This is a genomic window from Coxiella endosymbiont of Dermacentor marginatus, assembly GCF_907164955.1.
GTDB lineage: Bacteria > Pseudomonadota > Gammaproteobacteria > Coxiellales > Coxiellaceae > Coxiella.
Genome location: NZ_OU015521.1, coordinates 764,194 through 786,966 on the forward strand (window position 1 = coordinate 764,194; position 22,773 = coordinate 786,966).

Here is a 22,773-nt window from a genome sequence, read left to right on the forward strand (position 1 = left end):
CTTGAACAGGCAAAAAACACGTCGTATTAGATTTGTTACTTTCTGAAATAATTAAACAGCACGCCCAGGAAAAATCTGAAAAAATTAAGGAAATAGTGGCTGCTATCCAAAACCCGAAAAAGTGGTTTCCTGGTATTATGGTAATAGAAAAATGTTTATTAAAGTTGAATCGTTAGTTCTTGAAGACCAAGTAAGTAAATAGTGTTATTGAACGAGCTTGAAATTTATTGAACCAGCTTGAAACTAAGGAATAAAAGAAGAAACAGCCCAATAAGAAAAACAAAAAGGGTAGTCGATAATGAGTATCTTAATTCCCATGGTAGTTGAGCAGACCTCAAGAGGTGAACGCGCTTACGATATCTATTCGCGTCTTCTGAAGGAGCGCATTATTTTTCTCATTGGCCAGATTGAAGATCATATGGCCAATTTGGCTATCGCGCAAATACTTTTTTTGGAATCGGAGAATCCTTCGAAGGAAATTAATCTTTATATAAATTCTCCCGGAGGATCTGTGAGTTCGGCAATGGCAATTTATGACACTATGCAATTTGTAAAGCCTGATGTACGTACTTTATGCTTTGGACAAGCCGCTAGTGCTGGTGCTTTACTGCTTGCAGCAGGAACTCATGGCAAAAGACAATGTCTTCTACATTCTACAGTGATGATTCACCAGGTATTAGGAGGGTATCAAGGCCAGAGTACTGACATTCAAATTCATGCCAAACAAACAAAGCAAGTAAGTGATCAGCTGACGAAAATTTTGGCAAAACATACGGGAAAAAGTTTCGAGCAAGTTGAAAGAGACACCAATCGTGATTATTTCTTAACGCCGGAAGAAGCTTTGGAATACGGTTTAATTGATTCGATAATTACGGAACGAACCTAACATTGAAATAAGTAATTTTGATCCCCATTCTCAAAATGGGGGGTAGTGAGGTAAGTAAATGAGTGAAGAAAAACTGCAAGTTTTGTATTGTTCGTTCTGTGGTAAAAGTCAGCATCAAGTGCGCAAGTTAATTGCAGGTCCAGGTGTTTTTGTATGTAACGAATGCGTAGATTTATGTAATGATATTATTCGTGAAGAAGAAATTACTCGAGCTGTTGAGGTTCAAAAAAAACTTCCAACACCGTCGGAAATTGATCAATTATTGAATGAATACGTCATTGGTCAAGACTTTGCCAAGAAAGTGTTATCTGTCGCTGTGTATAATCATTACAAACGATTGGGATCACATAATAAAAAGAACGATGGTGTTGAAATTAGTAAAAGCAATATTCTTTTAATTGGTCCAACAGGCTCAGGAAAGACCTTATTAGCGCAAACATTAGCTAAAATATTAGACGTCCCATTTGCTATTGCGGATGCAACTACATTGACAGAAGCAGGATATGTTGGTGAAGACGTCGAAAATATTGTTCAAAAATTATTGCAAAAATGCAATTATGATGTTGAAAAAGTAAAAACCGGGATCATCTATATTGATGAAATCGACAAAATTTCTCGTAAAACAGACAGCCCGTCATTGACCCGTGATGTTTCAGGTGAAGGAGTTCAGCAAGCTTTATTGAAATTAATCGAAGGTACGATTGCTTCAATTCCTCCCCAAGGCGGACGAAAACATCCACAGCAAGAATATTTACAAGTGGATACATCCGACATTTTGTTTATTTGTGGTGGGGCATTTGCTGATTTGCATAAAATTATTCAGTATCGCACTGATAAGAGTGGTGTTGGTTTTTCTGCGGAGGTGCATTCTAAAGATGTTTCTGTAACTGCCTCAGAATTAATCAAAAAAACAGAACCGGAAGATTTAATTAAATTTGGCTTAATTCCAGAATTTGTTGGGCGGTTGCCCGTTATCGCTACTTTGGAGGAATTAGATGAAGATGCCTTGATGCGCATTTTAACAGAACCGAAAAACGCATTAGCTAAGCAGTATCGTAAATTATTTGAATTAGAAGGCGTAGAAATTGATTTTCAGGAAGATGCGTTATGTCAGATTGCCAAGCGAGCAATTCAACGAAAGACAGGGGCGCGTGGATTGCGCTCCATTGTTGAGCACACTTTAATGGATTTAATGTATGAACTTCCGACCATCGTTGGTTTGAAAAAAGTAGTAATCGATGCAGGTGTTATTAATCAAACTTCACCACCATTATTTATTTATGACTATGATAAGGAAAGCATTTCTCGTAAGGTAGCTCAAGAATAATAAATAAATGAGGATATTGTAAAATGACAGAAACACACAAAAAATTGGAATTACCATTACTACCATTACGAGATGTGGTGGTATTCCCATATATGGTAATTCCTTTATTTGTAGGTCGATCTGAATCAGTCAAAGCACTAGAAATAGCCATGTCACAAGATAAGCAAGTTTTTCTCGTCGCGCAAAAAGATGCTAATAATGATCTACCAGGAAAAAAAGATCTTTATGAAATTGGGACCATCGCTACTGTTTTACAATTATTACGATTGCCGGATGGCACTGTTAAAGTATTAGTGGAAGGCTTAGCGCGAGCTAAACTAATTCATCTAGAAAAAAAAGAAAATTATCTGCAAGCAGAAATTGAACTCTTACAGGAAGAAGAAAGAGGAGATAAAACTGAGGTGCAAGTGTTAGTTCGCTCTGTTCTTGATCAATTTGAGAAATTGGTAAAAATAAATAAAAGAATTCCATCGGAGCTTTTACCCTCTTTAGCGAGTATTGATGATCCTGGACGTTTAGCTGATAGCGTTGCAGCCCATATGACAATTAAATTAGATTCCCGTCAAAAGATTCTTATAATCGTCCCTATTAAGGAACGATTAGAGGTTTTACAAAAAATTTTGGCGCAAGAAGTAGATTTAGTTGAGGTTGAAAAACGAGTTCAAGGTCGGATTCATCAACAGGTAGAAAAAAGTCAGCGTCAGTATTATCTAAGTGAAAAAATGAAAGCTATTCAACAAGAGTTAGGTGAATTAGAAGAAGGTGGCCCTATTGATGAGCAACATCAATTACTCAAAAAAATCGAAAAAGCTGGTATGCCTTTAGAAGCTAAAGAAAAGGCATTGGCTGAATTGAATAAATTAAAAATGATGCCGCCAATGTCAGCAGAAGCAACGGTTAGCCGCAATTATTTAGACTGGCTGCTCCAGGTTCCCTGGAAAAAGCGCGTTAAAATCAGTAAAGATCTGAAGCTTGCTGAAGAAATTTTAGAAGTAGATCATTATGGGTTAGAAGAAGTAAAACAACGAATTTTGGAATATTTAGCGGTACAACAACGCGTACGAAAATTAAAAGGACCTATTTTGTGCTTGGTAGGGCCGCCTGGAGTAGGAAAAACCTCGTTAGGACAATCAATTGCGAATGTGACAGGACGAAAATTTGTTCGTATTTCCTTAGGGGGTATTCGGGATGAAGCTGAAATCCGAGGTCATCGTCGAACTTATATTGGTGCTCTTCCTGGAAAAATTATTCAAAAGATGGCAAAAGCCAGTGTTCGTAATCCACTCTTTATGCTAGATGAGGTTGACAAAATGGCAGCAGATTTTAGAGGTGATCCCGCTGCAGCTCTTTTAGAAGCGTTGGATCCAGAACAAAACCATTCCTTCAACGATCATTACTTAGAAGTAGATTATGATCTTTCTGATGTTATGTTCATTGCTACAGCAAATTCTCTTAATATTCCCATACCGTTATTAGACAGAATGGAAGTTATTCGATTGGCCGGCTATACAGAAGAAGAAAAATTGAATATTGCTAAACGCTATTTGATTCCACGTCAGTTTAATTTAAATGGATTAAAAGAAAAAGAAATACTTATTTCTAATGATGTGATTTATGAAATTATTCGTTATTATACACGAGAAGCCGGAGTTCGATCTCTGGAAAGAGAAATCGCAAAATTGTGTCGAAAAGTTGTTAAAGAAATTTTAACAGCGAAAGAAAAAATAAAACGGGTTAAGAAAGAAAAGTCGACTAAGCAGCATCAAATAACTGTCCATAATTTAGAAAAGTATTTAGGCGTAAAACGTTATCGTTTTGGACTAGCCGAAGAGAAAGATCAAATTGGGCAAGTAACGGGTTTAGCCTGGACGGAAGTCGGAGGTGAGCTTTTAACAATTGAGGCTCAAGTAATGCCTGGAAAAGGTAAATTCCTACATACTGGGTGCTTAGGAAATATCATGCAAGAATCAATTCATGCAGCTACTACAGTGGTACGTAGTCGCTCGACAGGGTTGAGTATTTCAGATGATTATTTTCAACTACATGATTTTCACATTCACGTTCCCCAAGGCGCCACGCCAAAAGATGGTCCAAGTGCTGGTATTGGAATGTGTACGGCTTTAGTTTCAGCAATTACGCGAATTCCCGTGCGAGCCGATATCGCTATGACGGGTGAGATTACTTTACGTGGTGAAGTACTTCCGATTGGGGGTCTAAAAGAAAAATTGTTAGCTGCATTACGAGGCAATATAAAAGATGTGATCATTCCTAAGGACAATAAACGAGATTTGAAAGAGATCCCAGCAATTGTTACCAATGGTCTAAAAATTCATCCTGTAAAATGGATTGATCAAGTATTTGAATTAGCCTTGACCCATATGCCAGAAGCAGAAGCTCCTATTAGAGCTTCTGCGTTAAAAACATCAAGCAAACCCCGCAAGGAAGATCGCTGGACTCGAACGCATTAATTATTATTTAGTTCTATGAAAAATAATCGGGAAAAATTAAAATCTAACGTCCTACATCTTTTAGATCGCGCAAGAAAGCAAGTGAATCAAATCGAAATTAGTGTCGATGTAGAAACGGGTTTTTCAGCAGGAGTTCGTTTAGGGGCTATGGAAACTATTAAGCATCACCATGAGAACTCTCTAAATATTACAGTTTATCATCAACAACGCACCGGCAGCGCAAGCACTTCCGATTTATCTTATGAAGCGATGAAAACAGCTTTTGAGAAAGCTTATACTATTTCTCGGTTTACTCAAGAAGACCCTTGTGCCGGATTAGCAGATGCATCAGAAATAGCGATTGATTATCCTGATTTAGAACTTTTCCATCCATGGTCTATTACCATTCAAGAGGCTATCAGGCTTGCTATAGAATGTGAAACGTCTGCTCGAAAATATGATCCGCGAATCAAAAATTCTGATGGTGCTACAGTAAACACATATAGTTCTTTTAAAATTTATGCAAATTCTCAAGGATTTTTAGGCTACTATCCTTCCACAATCCATAGTATAAGCTGTAGTTTGGTTGCTGAGCAAAACGACCAAATGCAAAGTGATCATGATTATACTGTGGCGCGTAGTCCAAAAAAATTACTGCCAATTGATCTTATTGCTCAACAAGTAGCAGAAAAGACAATTTGTCGATTAGGGGCTAAAAAAATAACAACACGTCGTTGTCCTGTTGTTTTTCATGCACCAGTGGCAAGAGGATTATTGCAGTCATTTGTGTATGCTATTCAAGGTAATAATCTGTACCGTGATGCTTCTTTTTTATGTAACCATTTGCATCAACAAGTCTTTCCTAAATTTACTACTATTTATCAGAAACCAAATTTGCTAGGCGAAATTGGCAGCGCACCTTTTGATGCAAAAGGCGTTAGAACTCAAAAAATAAATTATATAGAAAATGGGATATTAACTAATTATATCTTAAGTACATACTCTGCAAGAAAATTAGGAATGAAAACTACAGGAAATACAGGTGGTGTTTTTAATTTATTTATAACCACTAGTAATAATAAGAACTTAATTGATCTATTTAAAGAAATGCAAACAGGCTTATTTGTTACTGAGTTAATAGGTCAAGGTGTTAATTTATTAACGGGAGATTATTCTAGAGGTGCTTTTGGCTATTGGATTGAAAACGGTGAAATACAATATCCAGTCGAAGAAATTACAATTTCAGGTAATTTGAAAGAAATATTTAAACAAGTCCAGGTCGTGGCTAACGATATTGATTTTCGTAGTAATATCAAGACTGGATCGATATTAATAAAGCAAATGATGGTTGCAGGTGAGTAACAACAAGAAATTTTTAGATAAACTCATAGACTCTCCCTTTTAAGAGAAAAATAGTCAGGATAAGGGCAGACTTTACTCTTCTTCACTGAATTTATTATGAATTAATTCTTCAATTGCTGCTACAGCTTCTTTCTCATCATCACCAGTGACGATGAGCTCGATTTCGGAATCACAGTTAACAGCAAGAACCATGAGACACATAAGGCTTTTAGCGTTTACTTCGCTGTTTTTATAACGTACTAAGATTTCGCTTTGGTAGCGAGAGGCAAGATTAGTGAGTTTTATGGCTGCCCGAGCATGTAAGCCTAATTTATTAGTAATTTTTAGCTTTTTTCGAATCATTTAATTTTTCTCGTTTTTTGAAACGCTTCCTTTTTCAACATTTGGTTGCGTATGAGTGTTTCGACTAGAAGAGGCAAATTTCTTCCTACATAAACAGGAAATATGATTTTAGGAATAATTATTCCTAAAATCATATCTTCTTGGAAGGTAGGATTAAGAGGGTCTATAGTCACAAGTTTTTTCTCACATTTAATTAATTTAATTATTAAACTAATTTCATATTGAGCAACAACAGCGTCAAATCCAAAGAGTTTAGGTACATTGACCATTCCAATATCCGAAATTAAAATATACCCATAAGCAACATCTGGGCATCTACCAATTAATTGATTGTTTTTACAGGTAATATCAACTACATCATCACAAACCATTTGATATCCTCGATCTAGCAAAGCAAGGGTTAATTCGCTTTTTCCAATAGATGGCTCACCCATAATCAAGACACCTAATTTTTCAATAATGAGAAAATTAGCATGCAAGGTGATATTCGGTTGGAAAGTCCAAAAGTTATTTTCGGTCTTAGATAGGGGTAACATTATCAGTGGCCACCTTTTTAATTTTATATTTTGCCGTTTGTGTTTAAAACTAAAGATTCACAGTTTATACACATTCTGAGCGTTGATCGTATTGCCCAATAGTTGGAGGTTATCGGTCTGCAATTTGGCAAATTTTGTTTACATGATGAAGAGTATTAACCATTTCATCAAAATAGGAATTGTAAGCGTTTTAATCTTTCACATAAAGCAGATAAAACATCTAATCCTTCATTCATTTGTCATTTGAATCCTCATAATGTTTTTCTTTTTCTTATATATTTAATATCTTAATTTTTTTAAAATTTATTAGGATGCTTGGATCACTCTTTCTATAAAGCGAATTCATTTCCTAAATAAACCTCGCGTACATTTTGGTTGCTCAATATTTCCTTAGACGTCCCCGTAGCGATAATATTTCCCTCATTAAGAATATAGGCACGCTCGCAAATATCCAGAGTTTCACGAACGTTATGATCCGTAATTAAAATCCCAATCCCTCGTTTTCGCAAATGAATAATAATTCTTTTAATATCAATAATTGAAATTGGATCAATACCAGCGAAAGGTTCGTCAAGTAAAATAAATTTAGGATCCATAGTTAAAGCACGCGCGATTTCTACACGACGTTTTTCTCCACCCGATAATCTATATCCCGGAATATATCGTAAATGATCGATATGGAATTCTTGGAGCAAAGAATTACATTTTTCCTTGCATTGCTGTTTTGATAAATCTTTGCGCAGCTCGAGTATAGCCATGATATTATTAACTACGGACAATTTTCTGAATATAGAAGTTTCTTGAGGTAAATAACCGATTCCTAATCGAGCACGTTTATGCATAGGATAGAGACTAATATTTTTCTGATCTAAGAAAACCTCTCCGCTATCCGGAGTAACTAAGCCTACCATCATATAAAAACTGGTCGTTTTACCTGCCCCATTTGGACCTAAAAGTCCTACAATCTCGTGACTAATGGATAGTGAAACATTTTTTACTACCTGGCGAGATTTGTATTTTTTTTGTAATTGTTTGGCACTTAAAGTTGGCATTGTTGTTGTGAGTTTAATCCCATCTTTGTTATAATGCTTTTTTACTCAGATTCTTAGAAATCACAGCTTATTTTTTAATATCATATCAGATATACAGGCTGGTTAAGATATCTTAGTTTTAAGCCATGTGAGTTGAATGTTTAAGTAAAAAATGAATCAAGAGTATATTAACTTCTCCATAGAATCGAGATGTATCTGTATCGAAACAGCCATGGTAAAAATCCGCTAGTTTAAAATAATATGTCGGTATTTAATTACTCGACGGAATTCTACACGTTTTAGATCAAATGCAAGACCAAAGAGAGATAATGAATAAATCATCCACTTGGTAGGATCAAAATGAAAAAAGCGAATTCCATTGCGATAATCAATTGGAAACTGGTGATGAAAATTATGAAAACCTTCTCCAAAAGTAACTAGAAAAAAGTATTATGTTTTATCAAGGGTTAAAGATCATTCAATACATTTCGTTGCTTGGTGTGAATCTATAAAATCGCATATTGTTCAAGTACCCACTTATGCCTTCAAAACTACCTGTATAATATTTAGATCGTTGGATAGCATCCTCTGGTGATTATATTTGGAAGCGGTTCACTTAGCAGATTTGAAGAGCTGCTTACTCGACATTTGAAAAAAATAGAAAAGATTATTTGGACTTCTAGTAACCTTTTTTTATGGTTGGAAATCTTGTTAATCCACTAATTTAAAATTAATATTAAGAAGAAAATCAAATTGTCTGTTTCCTATATAAAAGTAAATAATTAGCTTTTGATGGAGTCCTTATTATCTAGTATCTATTTTATCTCTTTAAAAAGAGAAGATCTAAAACCGTATAGGAATGTAATTCTTATCATCAAGATTATATACAGTTGTAGCTCCAATAAAAACTTGTCTGCTAGATCTTGGAGATAGATATTTACCCTATTAGACAAGTAACTGTCAGTATACTAGTCAATAGTGATTATGTTTTTCATAGTTATGTGAGCATTTCACCGCCGATTCTACACTTTTCTTTGTAATATTAAATTGATACGTAGTTAATCTAATGCTGACTAACATGGTATTGAATTGATATATTATTTTAATAATTATTTACTAGTTTTAGTATTGTTAACATACACTTTTTCATAGAGATCATAGTTGCATTAATATTTTTTGGATTTTATCAATATCATTGTTATTTCTGTAGGTTAACTAAACTGCACCGATTACTTGCGATTTTTTTATTAAAAACTTTTTCTACGTTTTTGTCTAACTAACCCTTTGATCGTTTCAATTACTTCTTATTGGGATCGAATAAGAATTCGCTAATTTTAATGATGATATTAGAAATTTATGTAGAAATATCTCTTATTGAAACGTAATAAGAAACTTTTAACTACAATAAATTAGTTTCAATTCCGATTACTAGTCAGTTTAGAAGTCTCTTAACTAGATTGTAATATTTGGTTATGGTTCTTCTTATTTCCATCTAAGCATGCGTTTGCGCGCCCTATCTACATTAATTCACGAGCTCATTTTCCCTTTATTTTTTCAGTTTCTTTAGTATTAATATTAAAATTTTAGTCAAAAAAAGCTTTTTTAGTAAAACTTAATTAAAATAAACAAATTACAACATACTAGTATTTCTGATATTATTAGCATTATTTATAGATAGATATTGCAAGATAACTATTAAAGTACTTGGAGTTAGATTCCTAGCAGGTCTTCCTGAATTACAACACGCACTTACTATGTTAACAAAAATAATAAAAATGCCCATCAATGAAAAGCTAAAGAAAGAATTTTATAAGCTAGTTTAGCAGCTAAAAAATTACAGCTGTGAAAACCAGAAATAGGTGATAGCTCATTAATATCAGCACCTACAATAGTACCTACTTCACTTGCTGCAGAAATAATTTCGATCGCATCATTCCAAGATAATCCCCCTGGTTCAGGAGTACCGGTAGCAGGCATTAAACTGGCATCAAATCCATCTACATCAAATGTTAGATAAATGAGGCGGTTTTTTAAAAGATCGACAATTTTTTTAATATCCCAACTTTTTTTATCTTTCGCCCAATAAATATGAATTCGACTTTTATTGGCTTCAAAAAAAGAAATTTCCTCCATAGAAATATTTCGAATACCAACCGAAACAACTTCAATATTTGAGTGATCTAAACAACGTCGAATTACCGAGGCATGAGAAAAATGTTCCCCGTGATACCCATTACGCAAATCTGCATGCGCATCGAAATGCAGAACTGCTAAATTAGAATATCTTTTAACAAAAGGGCGGATAGAACCAGCGGTAATAGAATGTTCTCCCCCAAAAACAAAAGGGAATTTTTTATCTTCCATAACACGTTCTACTAATTCCTCTAATTGCTGCAACGCTTTCAGTATGTTATTTCTAATCTTGGGTTCTTTTAGAGTCACAATACCAATATCACGATAAGGTTCGCACCAAAGAGTTTCGTCAAATAATTCAACTTCGTGCGAAGCTTGAATCATAGCAGCAGGTCCTTTAGAAGTACCTCCAACATAACTCACAGAATGCTCAAGTCCAAATGGGATTATCACAGCTTTCGCGTTTTCATAATTCGCAGCATCCTTTGGCTTCAGACCTAAAAAAGCTTCTTTAGGGAAAAGGCACTTCATTACTTTACCCTGGTCCTTGATAAACAACGAGCGTATTGTCGGCGCGATCGATCTTTCCAAAAACCCCGATGATACGCATCGCTTGCTAATAACGGTAATACGGACGTAGCTTCTGCATAAACCATTTGCTCATGGGCAGTATCTACCTTGCCCCACGAACAGGCTTCTTTAAGCGTTGAACTGGAACAGGATCCATCACGCATATCTGCTACGGTGATTTGAATAGCATATTTATGTGCATCTACTGATTTTCCAATAATCTTTGCACAAACTACCGTATCCTGAACGAAATTTTTTGGAACTCCCCCACCGATCATCAATAATCCCGTTATCCCGGCTTGAATTTTAATTTCTGTTAACTCACGAAAATCACAAATAGAATCGATAGTTAAATGTTTAGTGGGACTCTTTATTTGGTGGAGTACCAACCCAAAACCTGCTGAAGAATCAGTAAAAGCGGGGCAAAAGATAGGTACATCATGTTCATGTGCTAGCTGGACTAATGAATCTTCTTTTTTGCTATTTTCTTCTCGTAAAAAAGCCCCCATAGCTTGAATAAATTCACGCGAGCTATAGGGGCGTGGCTCAAGACTATTAGCAATTTTAAAAATGGTACGATCACATTGTTGTAGATCTTCTTCGTCTATATAAGTATCGTAAATTCGATCGATGTATAAATCGCGCAATTGCCAATCACTCACTACTGATGTACCCTGGTAATGGTGAAAACCTAAAGCTTCAAAAAAATCCATATCTACAATGCTAGCACCAGTTGCTACAATGACGTCTACCATATTATATTTCACCAAATCAGCATATAATTTCATACAACCTCCAGCCGAGGTTGATCCAGAAATAGTTAAAATAATGGTGCATTCTTTATCTTGAAGCATTCGATTGAAAATCTGCGTTGCCCTTGCAAGATCACGGGAAGTAAATGACATACGATCCATGGCATCAATAATTGGACAAGCATCAAATTGGGTAATATCAATGTGCTCAATTGCTTGTTGTAACAATTTTTTTTTCAAAGAAGACGTGGGTAAGGTTTGATTTTTCATTAAAGTTTCCTCATGAGTTAATGAAAGTTAAGCAGCAATAACTTCAAGGGGTTCTTGTGTGATATAGTCGTCAGAATACATTGTCATAAGGGGTTCATCCGAAACTATGACAACGCCTTCTTTTTGCTTAAATCCATTAAATTTAGTAGATAAAGTTTGTCCGTAAGCACCCATCTGACCGATTTCAATGTAATCACCTTCTCGGATGTCATTAGGAAGATAGAAAGGACCTTTCATGTAATCCAAGGAATCACAGGTTGGGCCATAAAAACTAAAGGGTAAAAGATCTTCGTCCATAGAAAGATCTTTGCTCGTAGAACGATTTGAGCGTAGTAAATGCACAGGAAAAATAAAATGTGGAATACCAGCATCAAAAAGACTTCCATAAGTACCATCATTAATGTAAAGTGTATTATCTTTTCGTAGCTCGACATTTACCACTACAGATGTACTTTCTGCTACTAATGACCGACCTGGCTCGCAAAGCAGTTCCATATGGGGTTGTTTTTTGGTTATTTTCTCAAATTCGGTATGGATCACCTCGAAGTAGATATGTAACATTGGTGGAATCATACCTGGGTAAATAGAAGGAAAACCTCCACCTACGTCGAAATATTCAATTGCTACACACGCTTCATTGATCACTTTATCAGCCATTCTAATGGCAATTCGATAAGCATCAGGGTGCATACATTGTGAACCCACATGAAATGTAACACCTAATTTATGAGCTACTTTTCGTATAGTTTTTAGTAGGTTAGGAGCTTCATGTAGATTAATTCCAAATTTTTCTGCTAAATTAAATTCAGCAAACGTATTCGGAATAGCAAGACGTAAATGTAAGCAAAGGTCTTGAGCATTTTTAGTACAATGTAAGATCTTAGTTAGCTCGTCTAAGCAATCAAGGGAAAAATGACGAACACCATAATTAAAATAAGCTTCGCAAATTGCATAAGGCGATTTCACAGGATGCATAAAATACAATTCCGCCGATGGTACATATTCTTTGATGATACGAATTTCTTCATAAGAAGCTACATCGAACGCAGTTATACCATGAGTATAAATCGATTGGATCACATGTTTTTCAGGGTTTGTTTTTACCGCATATAAGATTTGTCCTTTAAATTGTGTGCGGAAGAAATCAACCGCGCGCCCTAGAGTAGCGGGCCTAAAAGCAAAAACAGGCTGTACTGGCCTGCTTTCAGAAATGGAAGCAATAGTTTGAAATCTCATTTCTGCATATAAAACTTATTCTATTAATTATCCCAATATTTTCCGCCTATCAATATATCAGATTAATCACAATGTCAAATAAAATATCCCTTGCTTTATGGATTTTCTCTAATGTCTGGTTTAGTAATTTTAGGGCAACCAAAAGATTCCATGACGGAAAAGATTGACTAAGGAATAGAAAAATCATTTCATACAAGACCGCTTTGAGAATTGTTAAGTCAGTTCTTACTTTCATCTTATTATCTTAATCAGTATGGTTTATTTATTCAGAGAGAAACATACGGTTTTGATTGCAGAAGTTTTTATTAACACTTGATTAGCTAAGATCCTTTTAATTCATATCCTAGTTTTGGACAGGTATTCTCTCACCTTCTAATCTTTATTTAATCATGTAAATGAAAAAAACAAAGCAAGATATTTTTCATGGTATTGGTTTTAACCGTAGATAAAAACAACGCATTCGTGAGGCATTAGCTTTTGTCAGACATTTAGCAATAAAAGTAACGTTGAAGTTAACATAGAGAAAATACTGTAGCGAAAGTTCGAGAATTAAAATCCAAATCACTTTTTTGAACTTTACATCTACTAAGTACAAGGTGGTTTATACGTCTAAGGCAGGATAAAAGAGATTAAATATAAGTCGTTAAAACGTCTCTTTTAATAATATCTAAAACAACTTCTCAATTGCCTGGTTGATATTTTGCAATTCTTTCAAATCTGAAAATTACAGTCCTCTTTCATATATTATTTAAGTTTCATATATTACAAAGAAACTCAACTATTGAATCAAGATATTCAAGAAATTAGAGGTGAACAATAATGCTGAACCGTTATTGTTAATAATATACCGCGGATCGTTTTGGATGTTCAAAATACAAGTTTGAACATCCAAAAAAGATGGGCCGTCACGGATTCGAACCGTGGACCTACTGATTAAGAGTCAGCTGCTCTACCAACTGAGCTAACGGCCCAATTTTCACATTAAAATCAAAAAATTAAAGAAACTACTGCTTCATTCTCATCTTCCTTATCTTTCTCATCTTATCTGAGGAACTTTAACCATAGCGCTACTCTTAATTAACGTCAAGGTTAGTTTACATTCAAAAGGCTTTAGAAAAAGATGCATATATAAAGTTTAGTTCTTATCTCTATTGACCATCAAAGTTATTCAGTATGAGTGAGAATAAAATAAAAAGAATTAGAAAATACTATCAAGAATAATTATCCAAAAATAGATGTTTTAATAATCAGAAACTTTACTAAACATGAAAAATATGATTTTTAAAATTGGTTCAAAGGTTGTTAACCTACTACTCTAGCCTATCGGCAAAGACCAGTTTGCTCTACTTTCAATCATTGAAATAATTATTAAAAAACTACCAGAAAATCTATACCTATTTAAAATAGTGGGTTATTTTTTGCATGTTAAAAATTTTTTTAGACAAATTTATTTTCTAAAAATAAAAAAAATTGATTCCATGTTTAGACCGAAAAGTTTTCCAAATCAAATTTTTTATTTAGATTCAAACCATTTATGACAAACAAAAATGCGAATGGTCATTTTAATAATTTTAGTATTCACTGATTTGGATCCCAGTATTTTACTCAAGTTAAGTATTCTATATTTTATGCCAATAGACCATAGAAAATTAAGTTCAGCACTTATTATCTGAAAATTCCTAATTTTATGTAGTTTTTCTGATGTATAGTTCGATGGTAAAATATAAGATTCTCAATCTTTTTAAAATGTAGGATTAAAAAGTGTAGGCTTAATTCTAATCTTCCATTTATATTATTAATTGCCAAATGAGATAGGTTAGTGTAACTTCTTAAAAATTCTAGACAACGTTTTGATTATTATCAAAACAACAATTGTTAACTCCATTATTATTTTGCTAATAGGTAGGGATAATTAGCCAAAACGGTACAGAAATGCGCGTCTTCATCTATAAAAAAAGAAACAAAGCCCGTTTTGATATAAAGATAATACTAAATCCTATCACTTCTAATTAAAAGTAGATCTCAATTAGATAGGGTTAAATCAATCCTCAAAGATTTTAAAGAAAAAACTTAACAAAAATTGATAAAATACTGATTCAGTTTAGTACTAACTTATTTGAAAATTTAAATTAATAATCAATAACAGATTCTCTATTAAATAATTGTTAGCATGTAATTTAAATGGAAATATGAATATAAAGCAAAAAAATAAATATTAACTCATGGATCATTAAAAATGATTTCAGATAAAATAACAATTTTAAAATAAAACAAAAACTAATTGACAAAAGCTAGTCTGAGCCTTATAAATTTAACTAATAATATTGATTAAAAGCTAGCAGTAGCAGTAGCTACATGTGAAAATAGATTAAGAAAATCAATTAAAGTATCTATCCTCATGAGAAGCGCGTTTAGTTTGCCCAGCATCGAGGTTAATAAAATTTAGTAACATAAAATATTAACTAACGAAATTAAGAAGAAAGTGAAATCACATGCAATGGATTCCCAACAATTTGCATGGGCGGTATTGCGTTGGTTTAAACGCTATGGCCGTCATAGTCTTCCTTGGCAAAGAAAGATAACTCCTTATCGAGTTTGGGTTTCCGAGATCATGTTGCAACAAACACAAGTTGCGACAGTGATCCCTTACTTTGAGCGTTTTATGCAGCGATTTCCAACCCTTAAAGTTTTAGCTTTAGCAAACATTGATGAGGTTCTCATTTATTGGTCAGGTTTGGGATACTATGCTCGTGCTCGCAACCTTCATCGTACTGCTCAAATCATTTACGAGAGATATCAAGGACAATTTCCTGAAACAATAGAAAGTTTGGTAACATTACCTGGAATTGGTCAATCGACGGCAGGTGCTATTTTATCATTTGGTATGCATCAATGCGCGGTGATTCTAGATGGTAATGTAAAACGAGTCTTAGCTCGTTACCATACCTTAAAAACTCCAATTAATCAATTAGCTGGGATAAATTTACTATGGGATTTAGCAAAAAAATATACCCCTCGAAATAACTGTTGGCATTATAATCAAGCCATGATGGATATTGGTGCCATGATTTGTACTCGTGTGAAACCTAAGTGTCCCATTTGCCCTTTAAAAAATGCTTGTTCTGCTTATCAACAGGCTTGCCAAACCGAATTTCCTATCAAAAAAATAAAAAAAAACTGGTCACGTAGAAGCACTTACTTGATTTTATTACAAAATCCTAAAGGTCATATTCTTCTTGAGAAACGGCCGCCAGTGGGTATATGGGGGGGATTATGGAGTTTTCCCGAATGTCCAATTAATGTAAATGTTGAACACTGGTGTTGGATAAAATTCAATATTGGTGATATTATTAAGCTCGAACATTGGAACTCTTTTTTTCATAAATTTAGTCACTTTGAGTTAGAAATCAAACCAATTTTATTACAGGCTCATACGAAAGCTTTGCAACTTATAGAAGGCGGATCTCAAATTTGGTATAAAGAGAATTCTCTTATACCAGGAGGGATTGCTGCACCGGTAGCGTGGTTACTTAAACAATTGAAAAACGATTAAGTAATATGATTCGCCGTATCTTCTGTCAAAAATTAGGTAAAGAGGCTGATGCTCTAAATTACCAACCTTATCCTGGAGAATTGGGGAAGCGTATTTACAATCAAATTTCTGCACAAGCTTGGCAAGTATGGCTTTCTCATCAAACTATGTTGATTAATGAATATCGCTTGAACCTCATTGATCCAAAAGCTCGTCGTTTTCTTGAAAAAGAAATGGAAAAATTTCTCTTTGGAACAGGGAGTGAGAAACCGCCCGGTTACTCCGCTGAAGAAGATTAATCTTAAAGAAATGAAAGTTGGTCTACTATTTACAGCAGATTAAACTGATGTAAATAGTAGACCAATGATGAGAATAGAAAGAAAGTTAAGAATCTAGGAGAATCACAAACTTGAAATTGAGAAATAATATTGACTTAAAATGCGGGCTCGAGCACTATTAAGGGCATTAAGGGCACGCCCCTTCATCCGGCCAGATAGCTCAGTCGGTAGAGCAGAGGACTGAAAATCCTTGTGTCGGCAGTTCGATTCTGCCTCTGGCCAACATAAATAATGATATAATGATACATCATAAAAATAAAAAAATTCAATATAAGAGTTATTGGAGCTGTTTAGGTGGCTTTATATAATGGAAAAATGTCAACTCTAATTTATTAAATTCTAAAACAACTGTATAAAAACCCATGTCATCAAAAAAGCTAAAGTCAATCTCAAACCATTCTATTCTGCTGTTATTTAACTAGTAAATGATTATTTAATTAATAAATCTATGATTCTGAATAGGCTATTTTCTCGTTTATTAAAGCTACTTTATTATCTCTGACGGCAACTTTGTGAAACTATTTTCCGCTTATAAAACAATTATCAGCTATAGCAAAGCTATATGCACAACCTAGATCCATTGACAGTTAATTTATATTCAGGATCACAGTTAACAGAATCTCTAAACATTCTTGACTAAAATTCCCTGTATTTTAAAGACTTAAAGACTTTTGGAGTGATAAAGCTCATATTACTACTCACTTAGTGAACTAACAATTAATTTAATAAGCCTCGGTCCTTCGTAAATCAAACCTGTATAAATTTGAATTAAGCAAGCTCCTGATTTTAAAAAAGCTTCAGCGTCTTCAGGAGAAAAAATTCCTCCTACACCAATAATTGGAACAGCATCTTGCACTAGCGTGTGGAACTGTTTAATAATAGCAAGTGTTTTAGGGAAAAGTGGTTTGCCACTAAGCCCGCCTCTTATACTTGTATACATCGATTCTTCTATCTCCTGAAGATTGTTAGTCGTATTCGTAGCAATTACGCCTTCTAGATGATGTTCTACAGATAAAAATGCAATAACTTTCAATTGTTTTGGAGTTAAATCCGGTGATATTTTTAAAAAAAATGGCACATGTCTTTGATATCGATCTTCCAATCGACACTGTTCCTCTTTAAGCCGATTTAGTAACTTTCCAAGGTATTGTTCAGATTGTAGTTCTCGTAAGTTAAGTGTATTAGGGGAAGACACATTTATCGTAACATAATCCACATAAGGATATGTTTTCTCAAAACAATATCGATAATCCTCATAAGAATTCTCTAAAGAAGTTGTTAAATTTTTACCAATATTTACTCCAATAACACCATTTACTTTTCGCTTTTTAAGTTGTTCTACGAAATAATCTACACCTAAATTATTAAAACCTAAACAGTTAATTAATGCTTTGGCTTTTGATAAGCGCAATAAGCGAGGTTTTGGATTGCCTAATTGAGGCTTTGGAGTGACAGCACCTATTTCTATAAAACCAAAGCCAAGTCCAAGTAATGCATCGACGTAATCACCATTTTTATCCAAGCCTGCCGCAAGTCCAACTGGGTTTGGAAATTGCAAGCCAAATGCTGAGACTGGTCTTTTTGGAAAATGTTGTAGATATCGTTTGATCATCCAGGGGCGATAAAATGTTTTCAAAGCAGTTAAAGTCAAATAATGTGCTTGTTCGGGATCGAATTGAAATAATAAAAATTGTAAATATTTATAAATCATATGGTTAATTCTTTTATCCATATCCGTATCGCATTATTTCTTTTTTCAGCTTATATACAGGAAACTCTCGTACTTTAATTCCGTAATTTTGTTCCTATGGAACTTATAACTGTGATTTGAGCGAAGTCGAAACTTCTTCCTTGCTCTTCAGGAAATCTGAAATATACGTACTTCCTAGAGGAAACTCAACAAAGCTTTGCTAATAAAATTAAAAATACATTTCATAGATTTATAATCAACAAGATAATAAACTTAATTAAGAATTAATGAGCATCTTTTGAAATTTTCATTATTATTATCCTCTATACTGAATGGTTAGAACAACAGATCAGGAACTTTCAGATATGTGATTTGAATATCTGTTTAAAACGGATCTAGTTTCCAGTTTGATAATACCGTTACGTATTACGTCAGCAGTTTAATAATTTTCTGAACAAAAAATTTCCTTAGAGCAAGTAAAACAGATATGACGAATTAATTGCCCTGTGACCTTTAGTCAAAATTGGATGAATTAGGTTTCTTTGGAATTATTATCGATGAAAAATTTATAGAAGCGTCTACATGTAGGATATTTTATTCATATGGTTGCTATAGAAGAAATTAGTCGTGCTTCGGCTCCTGTTGGATTAACTAATTGACAAAAATGTGATTACCTTCCTATATTTGGAATCTATAGAAATGGAGCATAAACTCCCTACTTCTAAGGATAGGATAACATAACCTCTATATATAAATCTAGTGAATTAGTGGAAGATACACAACTTTAAAACTAAACTAGAATAAAAGATTATACTACCTTTATGGTAATCTAGGTTAATATACAGATGGTTTTTCCTGAACTGAAGCAAGTGGGTAAAGTCGTGTAATTTGGTACGAGACTGGTTATACTGTAGAAATCCAAGAGGATTCTAGCTTAGTGATTTTAGCATGTTATGCAGTTGAAAAAATTCTTGTTAATTTAGTGACAAAATGATAGAGGAGGAAATAATCAAGATGTATGCTTTTTCTCTTTTTTTATTTTTAGTTTAGCGCTTAAGGGCACCGTATGTCTGTTTTTTCTCCAAATTCGCTATAATCGCTTAATAAAAGACTTTACTTAAACTAAAAATAAAAGACTTTTAAGATCAAAGCCATGCAAAAAACAGATAACTTAAGAATAAAAACCGTACGGCCTTTAATGCTTCCCGCGCTTCTTATTGAAGAATTACCTTTAACTGACACAATGGCCTATAGAATAAATCAAGCGCGAATAGCTACAAAGAGGATTATCCACGCAGAAGATGATCGACTGCTGGTCGTGGTTGGCCCTTGTTCTATACACGATCCTCAGGCTGCCCTGAAATACGCCTCTCGACTTAAAAACTGTATTTCTAAATATTCAAGAGAATTATTTATTATTATGCGAGTCTATTTCGAAAAACCTCGTACTACTATTGGATGGAAAGGTTTAATAAATGATCCTCACTTAGATGGCAGTTTTCAAATTAATCAAGGCCTACGGATCGCGCGACGTTTACTACTAGACATTAACCGGTTAGGGGTACCAACCGGTAGCGAATTTTTAGATACTATTATTCCTCAATATATCTCTGATTTAACAACCTGGTCAGCCGTCGGAGCCAGAACTACCGAAAGTCAAATCCATCGAGAACTTGCCTCAGGGCTCTCTATGCCTATTGGCTTTAAAAATGGCACGACAGGAAACATTCAGGTAGCTATTGATGCTATCCTCGCCGCTCATCACCCTCATCATTTTCTGAGTGTATCTGAACAAGGTATCGCTGCTATTATCAGCACAATGGGTAATCAAGACAGTCATATTATCTTGCGTGGTTCCAATCAAGGCACCAACTATGATCCGTTAATAATTAGCAAAACCATAAAGAGATTAAAATCGGTTCGTTTACCTCCATCACTAATGATCGATTGCAGCCATGGTAATAGTGGTAAAGATCATAAAAAACAAATGCAAGTTATAGATTCAATTTGTGATCAGATTCATCAAGGAAGCTTTTCAATTTTTGGTACTATGATTGAAAGTAATTTAGTTGAAGGCAAACAAACTCTAGAATTTGGTAAAATATTAAAGTACGGGCAAAGTATCACCGATGCTTGTATTTCCTGGGATACTACAAAGACAGCATTCAGCAAATTAGCTGAAGCCGTTATTGACCGACGGCGGCACACCCCTGCCTACCTAGAGTGAGAAGAAGAAAGTGCCCAAAAATAAATATCAACATTGTAACAAATGGTAAGAAAGACATAAGCACTAGAACTGACAGTTCGATCGTAGTACTAAACTTTAAAATAATTTCTCTTTCGGAAATTAAAATGGAAGAATTAAAAAATCAAGGCTCTTTATAGAACTAGAACTAAGGAATCATTTTGTCGATTTTACTACTACTTAAAATTTTGAAAATTATTTCTATTTAAAAGTTTATTAAAAATTCACAGTGCTTTTAGTCATCAATAGAGTGAAGAGTAACCACACAAGCTTAGATATTCAGTGATAGCGAATCTAAAAAGATCCACCGGAAAAAAATGCAAATGATTAAAAATCAATTGGTTAAAAAAGAAATCACCATCTATGAATTACTTTTATCTGATGACTTGATTGATAAGCATCCGTTGTCGTTCGACTTCGTATAAGCAAATTCCACATGCTACAGAAACATTTAAACTTTCTATCCTACCTTGCAAAGGAATTTGTGCTAAAAAATCACAGCGTTCCTTAGTTAAAGGACGCATTCCTTTGCCTTCGCTTCCCATAATAATAGCCACATCTCCAGTTAGATCAATATCCTGAAGATGCGAACTTGCGTCAACCGCAGTTCCAATGATCCAAATTCCTTGCTCTTGAAGCCAACGAATGGTACGTGATAGATTCGTTACTCGAATGAATGGTAGAATCTCAACTGCACCGCACGCTACTTTATGGACAACAGGTGTGATTCCAACTGCTCGATCTTTAGGTACGATCACAGCCTGAGCACCTAAGGCTTCTGCGCTTCGAAAGCAAGCACCTAAATTATGCGGATCTTTCACTCCGTCGAGAATTAATAATAATGCTGGAGTCTCTCGGTTCTCTATCATAGTTTGCAATGTATTTTCATCAAAATTTTCGAAATCTTTATATTCGGCAACTATTCCTTGATGATTTTCTCCAGTTAAAACATTTAATTCCCTACTAAAAGTATATTTAATGGTTACACCCGATTTTTCTGCTATTTTGATAAGAGCTTGAATCCGTTGTTGATCTTCTCGGTTTTTTTGCACATACAAAGTAATAATAGTATGGGCTGCAGTGTCGAGAAGAATTTGCACAGCATGAATTCCATAAACAATTTCTTTTTTGCTCATATTTTAATTATTTTTATTGCAGAATATTTAAACTTCGTTAGGATATATTGAAATTAAGTATAACAATTTATATTCGAAAACCGAAGGATCGTAATTTCCATGAAGCCCTTCATGAAGCTCTTTTTATTTCGTTCTGGTACTATATTTCTTATTAGCACGTTACTTATTCTTTTTTCAGGCTGCACTTCTCAAATAAAAGATGGACCACCTCGATATTATGTGGATGTTAGTAAAATCCCGAATGCAAAACCTAAACTTCTCCCGCGAAGCAAATATGGAAACCCTTCCTCTTATGTGGTTAATGGAAAATGCTATCGTGTTTTAAAATCTACGAATGGGTATATACAACGCGGTATTGCCTCGTGGTATGGAACTAAATTTCACGGACAATTAACTTCAACACGTGAACCTTATGATATGTTAGCAATGACTGGAGCAAGCCCCATTTTGCCTATTCCTTGTTTTGTACAGGTAACTAACTTGAGTAACGGACGTTCTATCATTGTTAAAATAAATGACCGAGGTCCATTTGCTCCTCATCGCATTATTGATTTATCCTATGCAGCAGCTAAAAAATTGGGTTATGTAGATAAAGGCACTACATTTGTAGAAGTCAAAACAATCGATATTTATCACCACACTCCTAATCGATCACTAATGTTCATAAAATTGCCAAATCATATGTCGCATTCCCTTCATTTCTCGAATTTACTGTTACTTTTGCAATTATGGACTTTTCGGAAGACGACTATTTATACTGAACGCTTAAAAAGAGAATTAAGCGCTTATATTAAAAAACCCATTCTTATTTTAAAAATAATTTACGATCAATTTCCTATTTATCGAGTACAAATTAGATCACTAGTCAGAATTAGTTATTCTCATTTTCCTCTATAAAAAAATTAAGAAATCGAACTTTGGAAAGCCTATAATTATCATT

The 22,773-nt window shown here is 34.3% G+C and carries 16 protein-coding genes, 2 tRNA genes and 1 pseudogene; 9 read left to right on the forward strand and 10 right to left on the reverse strand.

Annotated features, from left to right (window positions below; all coding sequences use genetic code 11):
* The first annotated feature begins 298 nt into the window (after positions 1 to 298).
* The 4 genes from clpP to pmbA are packed head-to-tail and all read left to right on the forward strand — an operon-like array spanning position 299 to position 6,022.
* Complete coding sequence (clpP, locus tag ONG85_RS02985) at positions 299 to 886, forward strand: ATP-dependent Clp endopeptidase proteolytic subunit ClpP (protein ID WP_264435453.1); 588 nt, start codon at positions 299 to 301, stop codon at positions 884 to 886.
* Between the two features lie 58 nt (positions 887 to 944).
* Positions 945 to 2,213, forward strand: a complete 1,269-nt coding sequence (gene clpX, locus ONG85_RS02990; protein WP_264435454.1) for an ATP-dependent Clp protease ATP-binding subunit ClpX — start codon at positions 945 to 947, stop codon at positions 2,211 to 2,213.
* Positions 2,214 to 2,236: 23 nt separating this feature from the next.
* Entirely contained in the window at positions 2,237 to 4,681 is a 2,445-nt protein-coding gene (gene lon / locus ONG85_RS02995) for an endopeptidase La (RefSeq protein ID WP_264435455.1), read from the forward strand.
* Positions 4,682 to 4,696: 15 nt separating this feature from the next.
* Positions 4,697 to 6,022: a metalloprotease PmbA gene (pmbA, locus tag ONG85_RS03000; protein WP_264435456.1), complete on the forward strand. Its 1,326-nt coding sequence runs from the start codon at positions 4,697 to 4,699 to the stop codon at positions 6,020 to 6,022.
* 72 nt (positions 6,023 to 6,094) lie between these two features.
* On the opposite strand, the gene ONG85_RS03005 is transcribed toward pmbA, so the two are convergent.
* The 8 genes and pseudogenes from ONG85_RS03005 to ONG85_RS03040 all read right to left on the reverse strand — a co-directional run bounded on the left by ONG85_RS03005 (position 6,095) and on the right by ONG85_RS03040 (position 13,863).
* A complete protein-coding gene (locus ONG85_RS03005; RefSeq protein ID WP_264435457.1) occupies positions 6,095 to 6,364 on the reverse strand; it encodes an HPr family phosphocarrier protein in 270 nt (89 codons plus the stop codon).
* Positions 6,361 to 6,900 carry an HPr kinase/phosphatase C-terminal domain-containing protein gene (locus ONG85_RS03010; RefSeq protein ID WP_264435458.1) on the reverse strand — a complete coding sequence of 180 codons (540 nt, stop codon included), beginning with the start codon at positions 6,898 to 6,900 and terminating at the stop codon, positions 6,361 to 6,363. The genes ONG85_RS03005 and ONG85_RS03010 overlap by 4 nt, the downstream gene beginning before the upstream one ends.
* 329 nt (positions 6,901 to 7,229) lie before the next feature.
* Positions 7,230 to 7,952 carry an LPS export ABC transporter ATP-binding protein gene (gene lptB, locus ONG85_RS03015; protein ID WP_264435459.1) on the reverse strand — a complete coding sequence of 241 codons (723 nt, stop codon included), beginning with the start codon at positions 7,950 to 7,952 and terminating at the stop codon, positions 7,230 to 7,232.
* Between the two features lie 243 nt (positions 7,953 to 8,195).
* Positions 8,196 to 8,372, reverse strand: a pseudogene (locus tag ONG85_RS03020) (fatty acid desaturase); the annotation flags it as partial.
* Between the two features lie 1,341 nt (positions 8,373 to 9,713).
* Positions 9,714 to 10,595, reverse strand: a complete 882-nt coding sequence (gene speB, locus ONG85_RS03025) for an agmatinase (protein ID WP_264435460.1) — start codon at positions 10,593 to 10,595, stop codon at positions 9,714 to 9,716.
* Positions 10,595 to 11,656 carry a 1,9-bis(guanidino)-5-aza-nonane synthase gene (locus ONG85_RS03030; protein WP_264435461.1) on the reverse strand — a complete coding sequence of 354 codons (1,062 nt, stop codon included), beginning with the start codon at positions 11,654 to 11,656 and terminating at the stop codon, positions 10,595 to 10,597. Before ONG85_RS03030 ends, speB begins: the two co-directional genes overlap by 1 nt.
* Before the next feature lie 27 nt (positions 11,657 to 11,683).
* Entirely contained in the window at positions 11,684 to 12,892 is a 1,209-nt protein-coding gene (locus ONG85_RS03035) for a type III PLP-dependent enzyme (protein ID WP_264435462.1), read from the reverse strand.
* A gap of 898 nt (positions 12,893 to 13,790) precedes the next feature.
* Positions 13,791 to 13,863 (reverse strand) — tRNA-Lys (locus ONG85_RS03040).
* Positions 13,864 to 15,389: 1,526 nt separating this feature from the next.
* Between ONG85_RS03040 and mutY the strand changes: the two genes are divergently transcribed.
* From mutY to ONG85_RS03055, 3 genes are all read left to right on the forward strand, one after another.
* Positions 15,390 to 16,445, forward strand: a complete 1,056-nt coding sequence (mutY, locus tag ONG85_RS03045) for an A/G-specific adenine glycosylase (protein ID WP_454706808.1) — start codon at positions 15,390 to 15,392, stop codon at positions 16,443 to 16,445.
* Positions 16,446 to 16,450: 5 nt separating this feature from the next.
* Entirely contained in the window at positions 16,451 to 16,723 is a 273-nt protein-coding gene (locus ONG85_RS03050) for an oxidative damage protection protein (RefSeq protein ID WP_264435465.1), read from the forward strand.
* Between the two features lie 188 nt (positions 16,724 to 16,911).
* Positions 16,912 to 16,984: transfer RNA gene (locus ONG85_RS03055), tRNA-Phe, on the forward strand.
* Between the two features lie 472 nt (positions 16,985 to 17,456).
* On the opposite strand, the gene ONG85_RS03060 is transcribed toward ONG85_RS03055, so the two are convergent.
* Positions 17,457 to 18,473: a quinone-dependent dihydroorotate dehydrogenase gene (locus ONG85_RS03060; RefSeq protein ID WP_264435893.1), complete on the reverse strand. Its 1,017-nt coding sequence runs from the start codon at positions 18,471 to 18,473 to the stop codon at positions 17,457 to 17,459.
* A gap of 1,132 nt (positions 18,474 to 19,605) precedes the next feature.
* On the opposite strand from ONG85_RS03060, the gene ONG85_RS03065 reads away from it, so the two are divergent.
* Entirely contained in the window at positions 19,606 to 20,679 is a 1,074-nt protein-coding gene (locus tag ONG85_RS03065; protein WP_264435466.1) for a 3-deoxy-7-phosphoheptulonate synthase, read from the forward strand.
* A 392-nt stretch (positions 20,680 to 21,071) separates the two neighbouring features.
* On the opposite strand, the gene rlmB is transcribed toward ONG85_RS03065, so the two are convergent.
* Positions 21,072 to 21,833, reverse strand: a complete 762-nt coding sequence (gene rlmB, locus ONG85_RS03070; protein WP_264435467.1) for a 23S rRNA (guanosine(2251)-2'-O)-methyltransferase RlmB — start codon at positions 21,831 to 21,833, stop codon at positions 21,072 to 21,074.
* A 111-nt stretch (positions 21,834 to 21,944) separates the two neighbouring features.
* On the opposite strand from rlmB, the gene ONG85_RS03075 reads away from it, so the two are divergent.
* Complete coding sequence (locus ONG85_RS03075; RefSeq protein WP_264435468.1) at positions 21,945 to 22,730, forward strand: septal ring lytic transglycosylase RlpA family protein; 786 nt, start codon at positions 21,945 to 21,947, stop codon at positions 22,728 to 22,730.
* Positions 22,731 to 22,773 lie beyond the last annotated feature (43 nt).

Coding starts and splice junctions, on each gene's coding strand:
- pmbA (WP_264435456.1), top strand. CDS start 4,697: ATGAAAAATAATCGGGAAAAATTAAAATCTAACGTCCTACATCTTTTA.
- ONG85_RS03030 (WP_264435461.1), bottom strand. CDS start 11,656: ATGAAAAATCAAACCTTACCCACGTCTTCTTTGAAAAAAAAATTGTTA.
- ONG85_RS03060 (WP_264435893.1), bottom strand. CDS start 18,473: ATGATTTATAAATATTTACAATTTTTATTATTTCAATTCGATCCCGAA.
- lon (WP_264435455.1), top strand. CDS start 2,237: ATGACAGAAACACACAAAAAATTGGAATTACCATTACTACCATTACGA.
- ONG85_RS03065 (WP_264435466.1), top strand. CDS start 19,606: ATGCAAAAAACAGATAACTTAAGAATAAAAACCGTACGGCCTTTAATG.
- clpP (WP_264435453.1), top strand. CDS start 299: ATGAGTATCTTAATTCCCATGGTAGTTGAGCAGACCTCAAGAGGTGAA.
- clpX (WP_264435454.1), top strand. CDS start 945: ATGAGTGAAGAAAAACTGCAAGTTTTGTATTGTTCGTTCTGTGGTAAA.
- ONG85_RS03035 (WP_264435462.1), bottom strand. CDS start 12,892: ATGAGATTTCAAACTATTGCTTCCATTTCTGAAAGCAGGCCAGTACAG.
- speB (WP_264435460.1), bottom strand. CDS start 10,595: ATGAAGTGCCTTTTCCCTAAAGAAGCTTTTTTAGGTCTGAAGCCAAAG.
- mutY (WP_454706808.1), top strand. CDS start 15,390: ATGGATTCCCAACAATTTGCATGGGCGGTATTGCGTTGGTTTAAACGC.
- lptB (WP_264435459.1), bottom strand. CDS start 7,952: ATGCCAACTTTAAGTGCCAAACAATTACAAAAAAAATACAAATCTCGC.
- ONG85_RS03010 (WP_264435458.1), bottom strand. CDS start 6,900: ATGTTACCCCTATCTAAGACCGAAAATAACTTTTGGACTTTCCAACCG.
- ONG85_RS03050 (WP_264435465.1), top strand. CDS start 16,451: ATGATTCGCCGTATCTTCTGTCAAAAATTAGGTAAAGAGGCTGATGCT.
- ONG85_RS03075 (WP_264435468.1), top strand. CDS start 21,945: ATGAAGCTCTTTTTATTTCGTTCTGGTACTATATTTCTTATTAGCACG.
- rlmB (WP_264435467.1), bottom strand. CDS start 21,833: ATGAGCAAAAAAGAAATTGTTTATGGAATTCATGCTGTGCAAATTCTT.
- ONG85_RS03005 (WP_264435457.1), bottom strand. CDS start 6,364: ATGATTCGAAAAAAGCTAAAAATTACTAATAAATTAGGCTTACATGCT.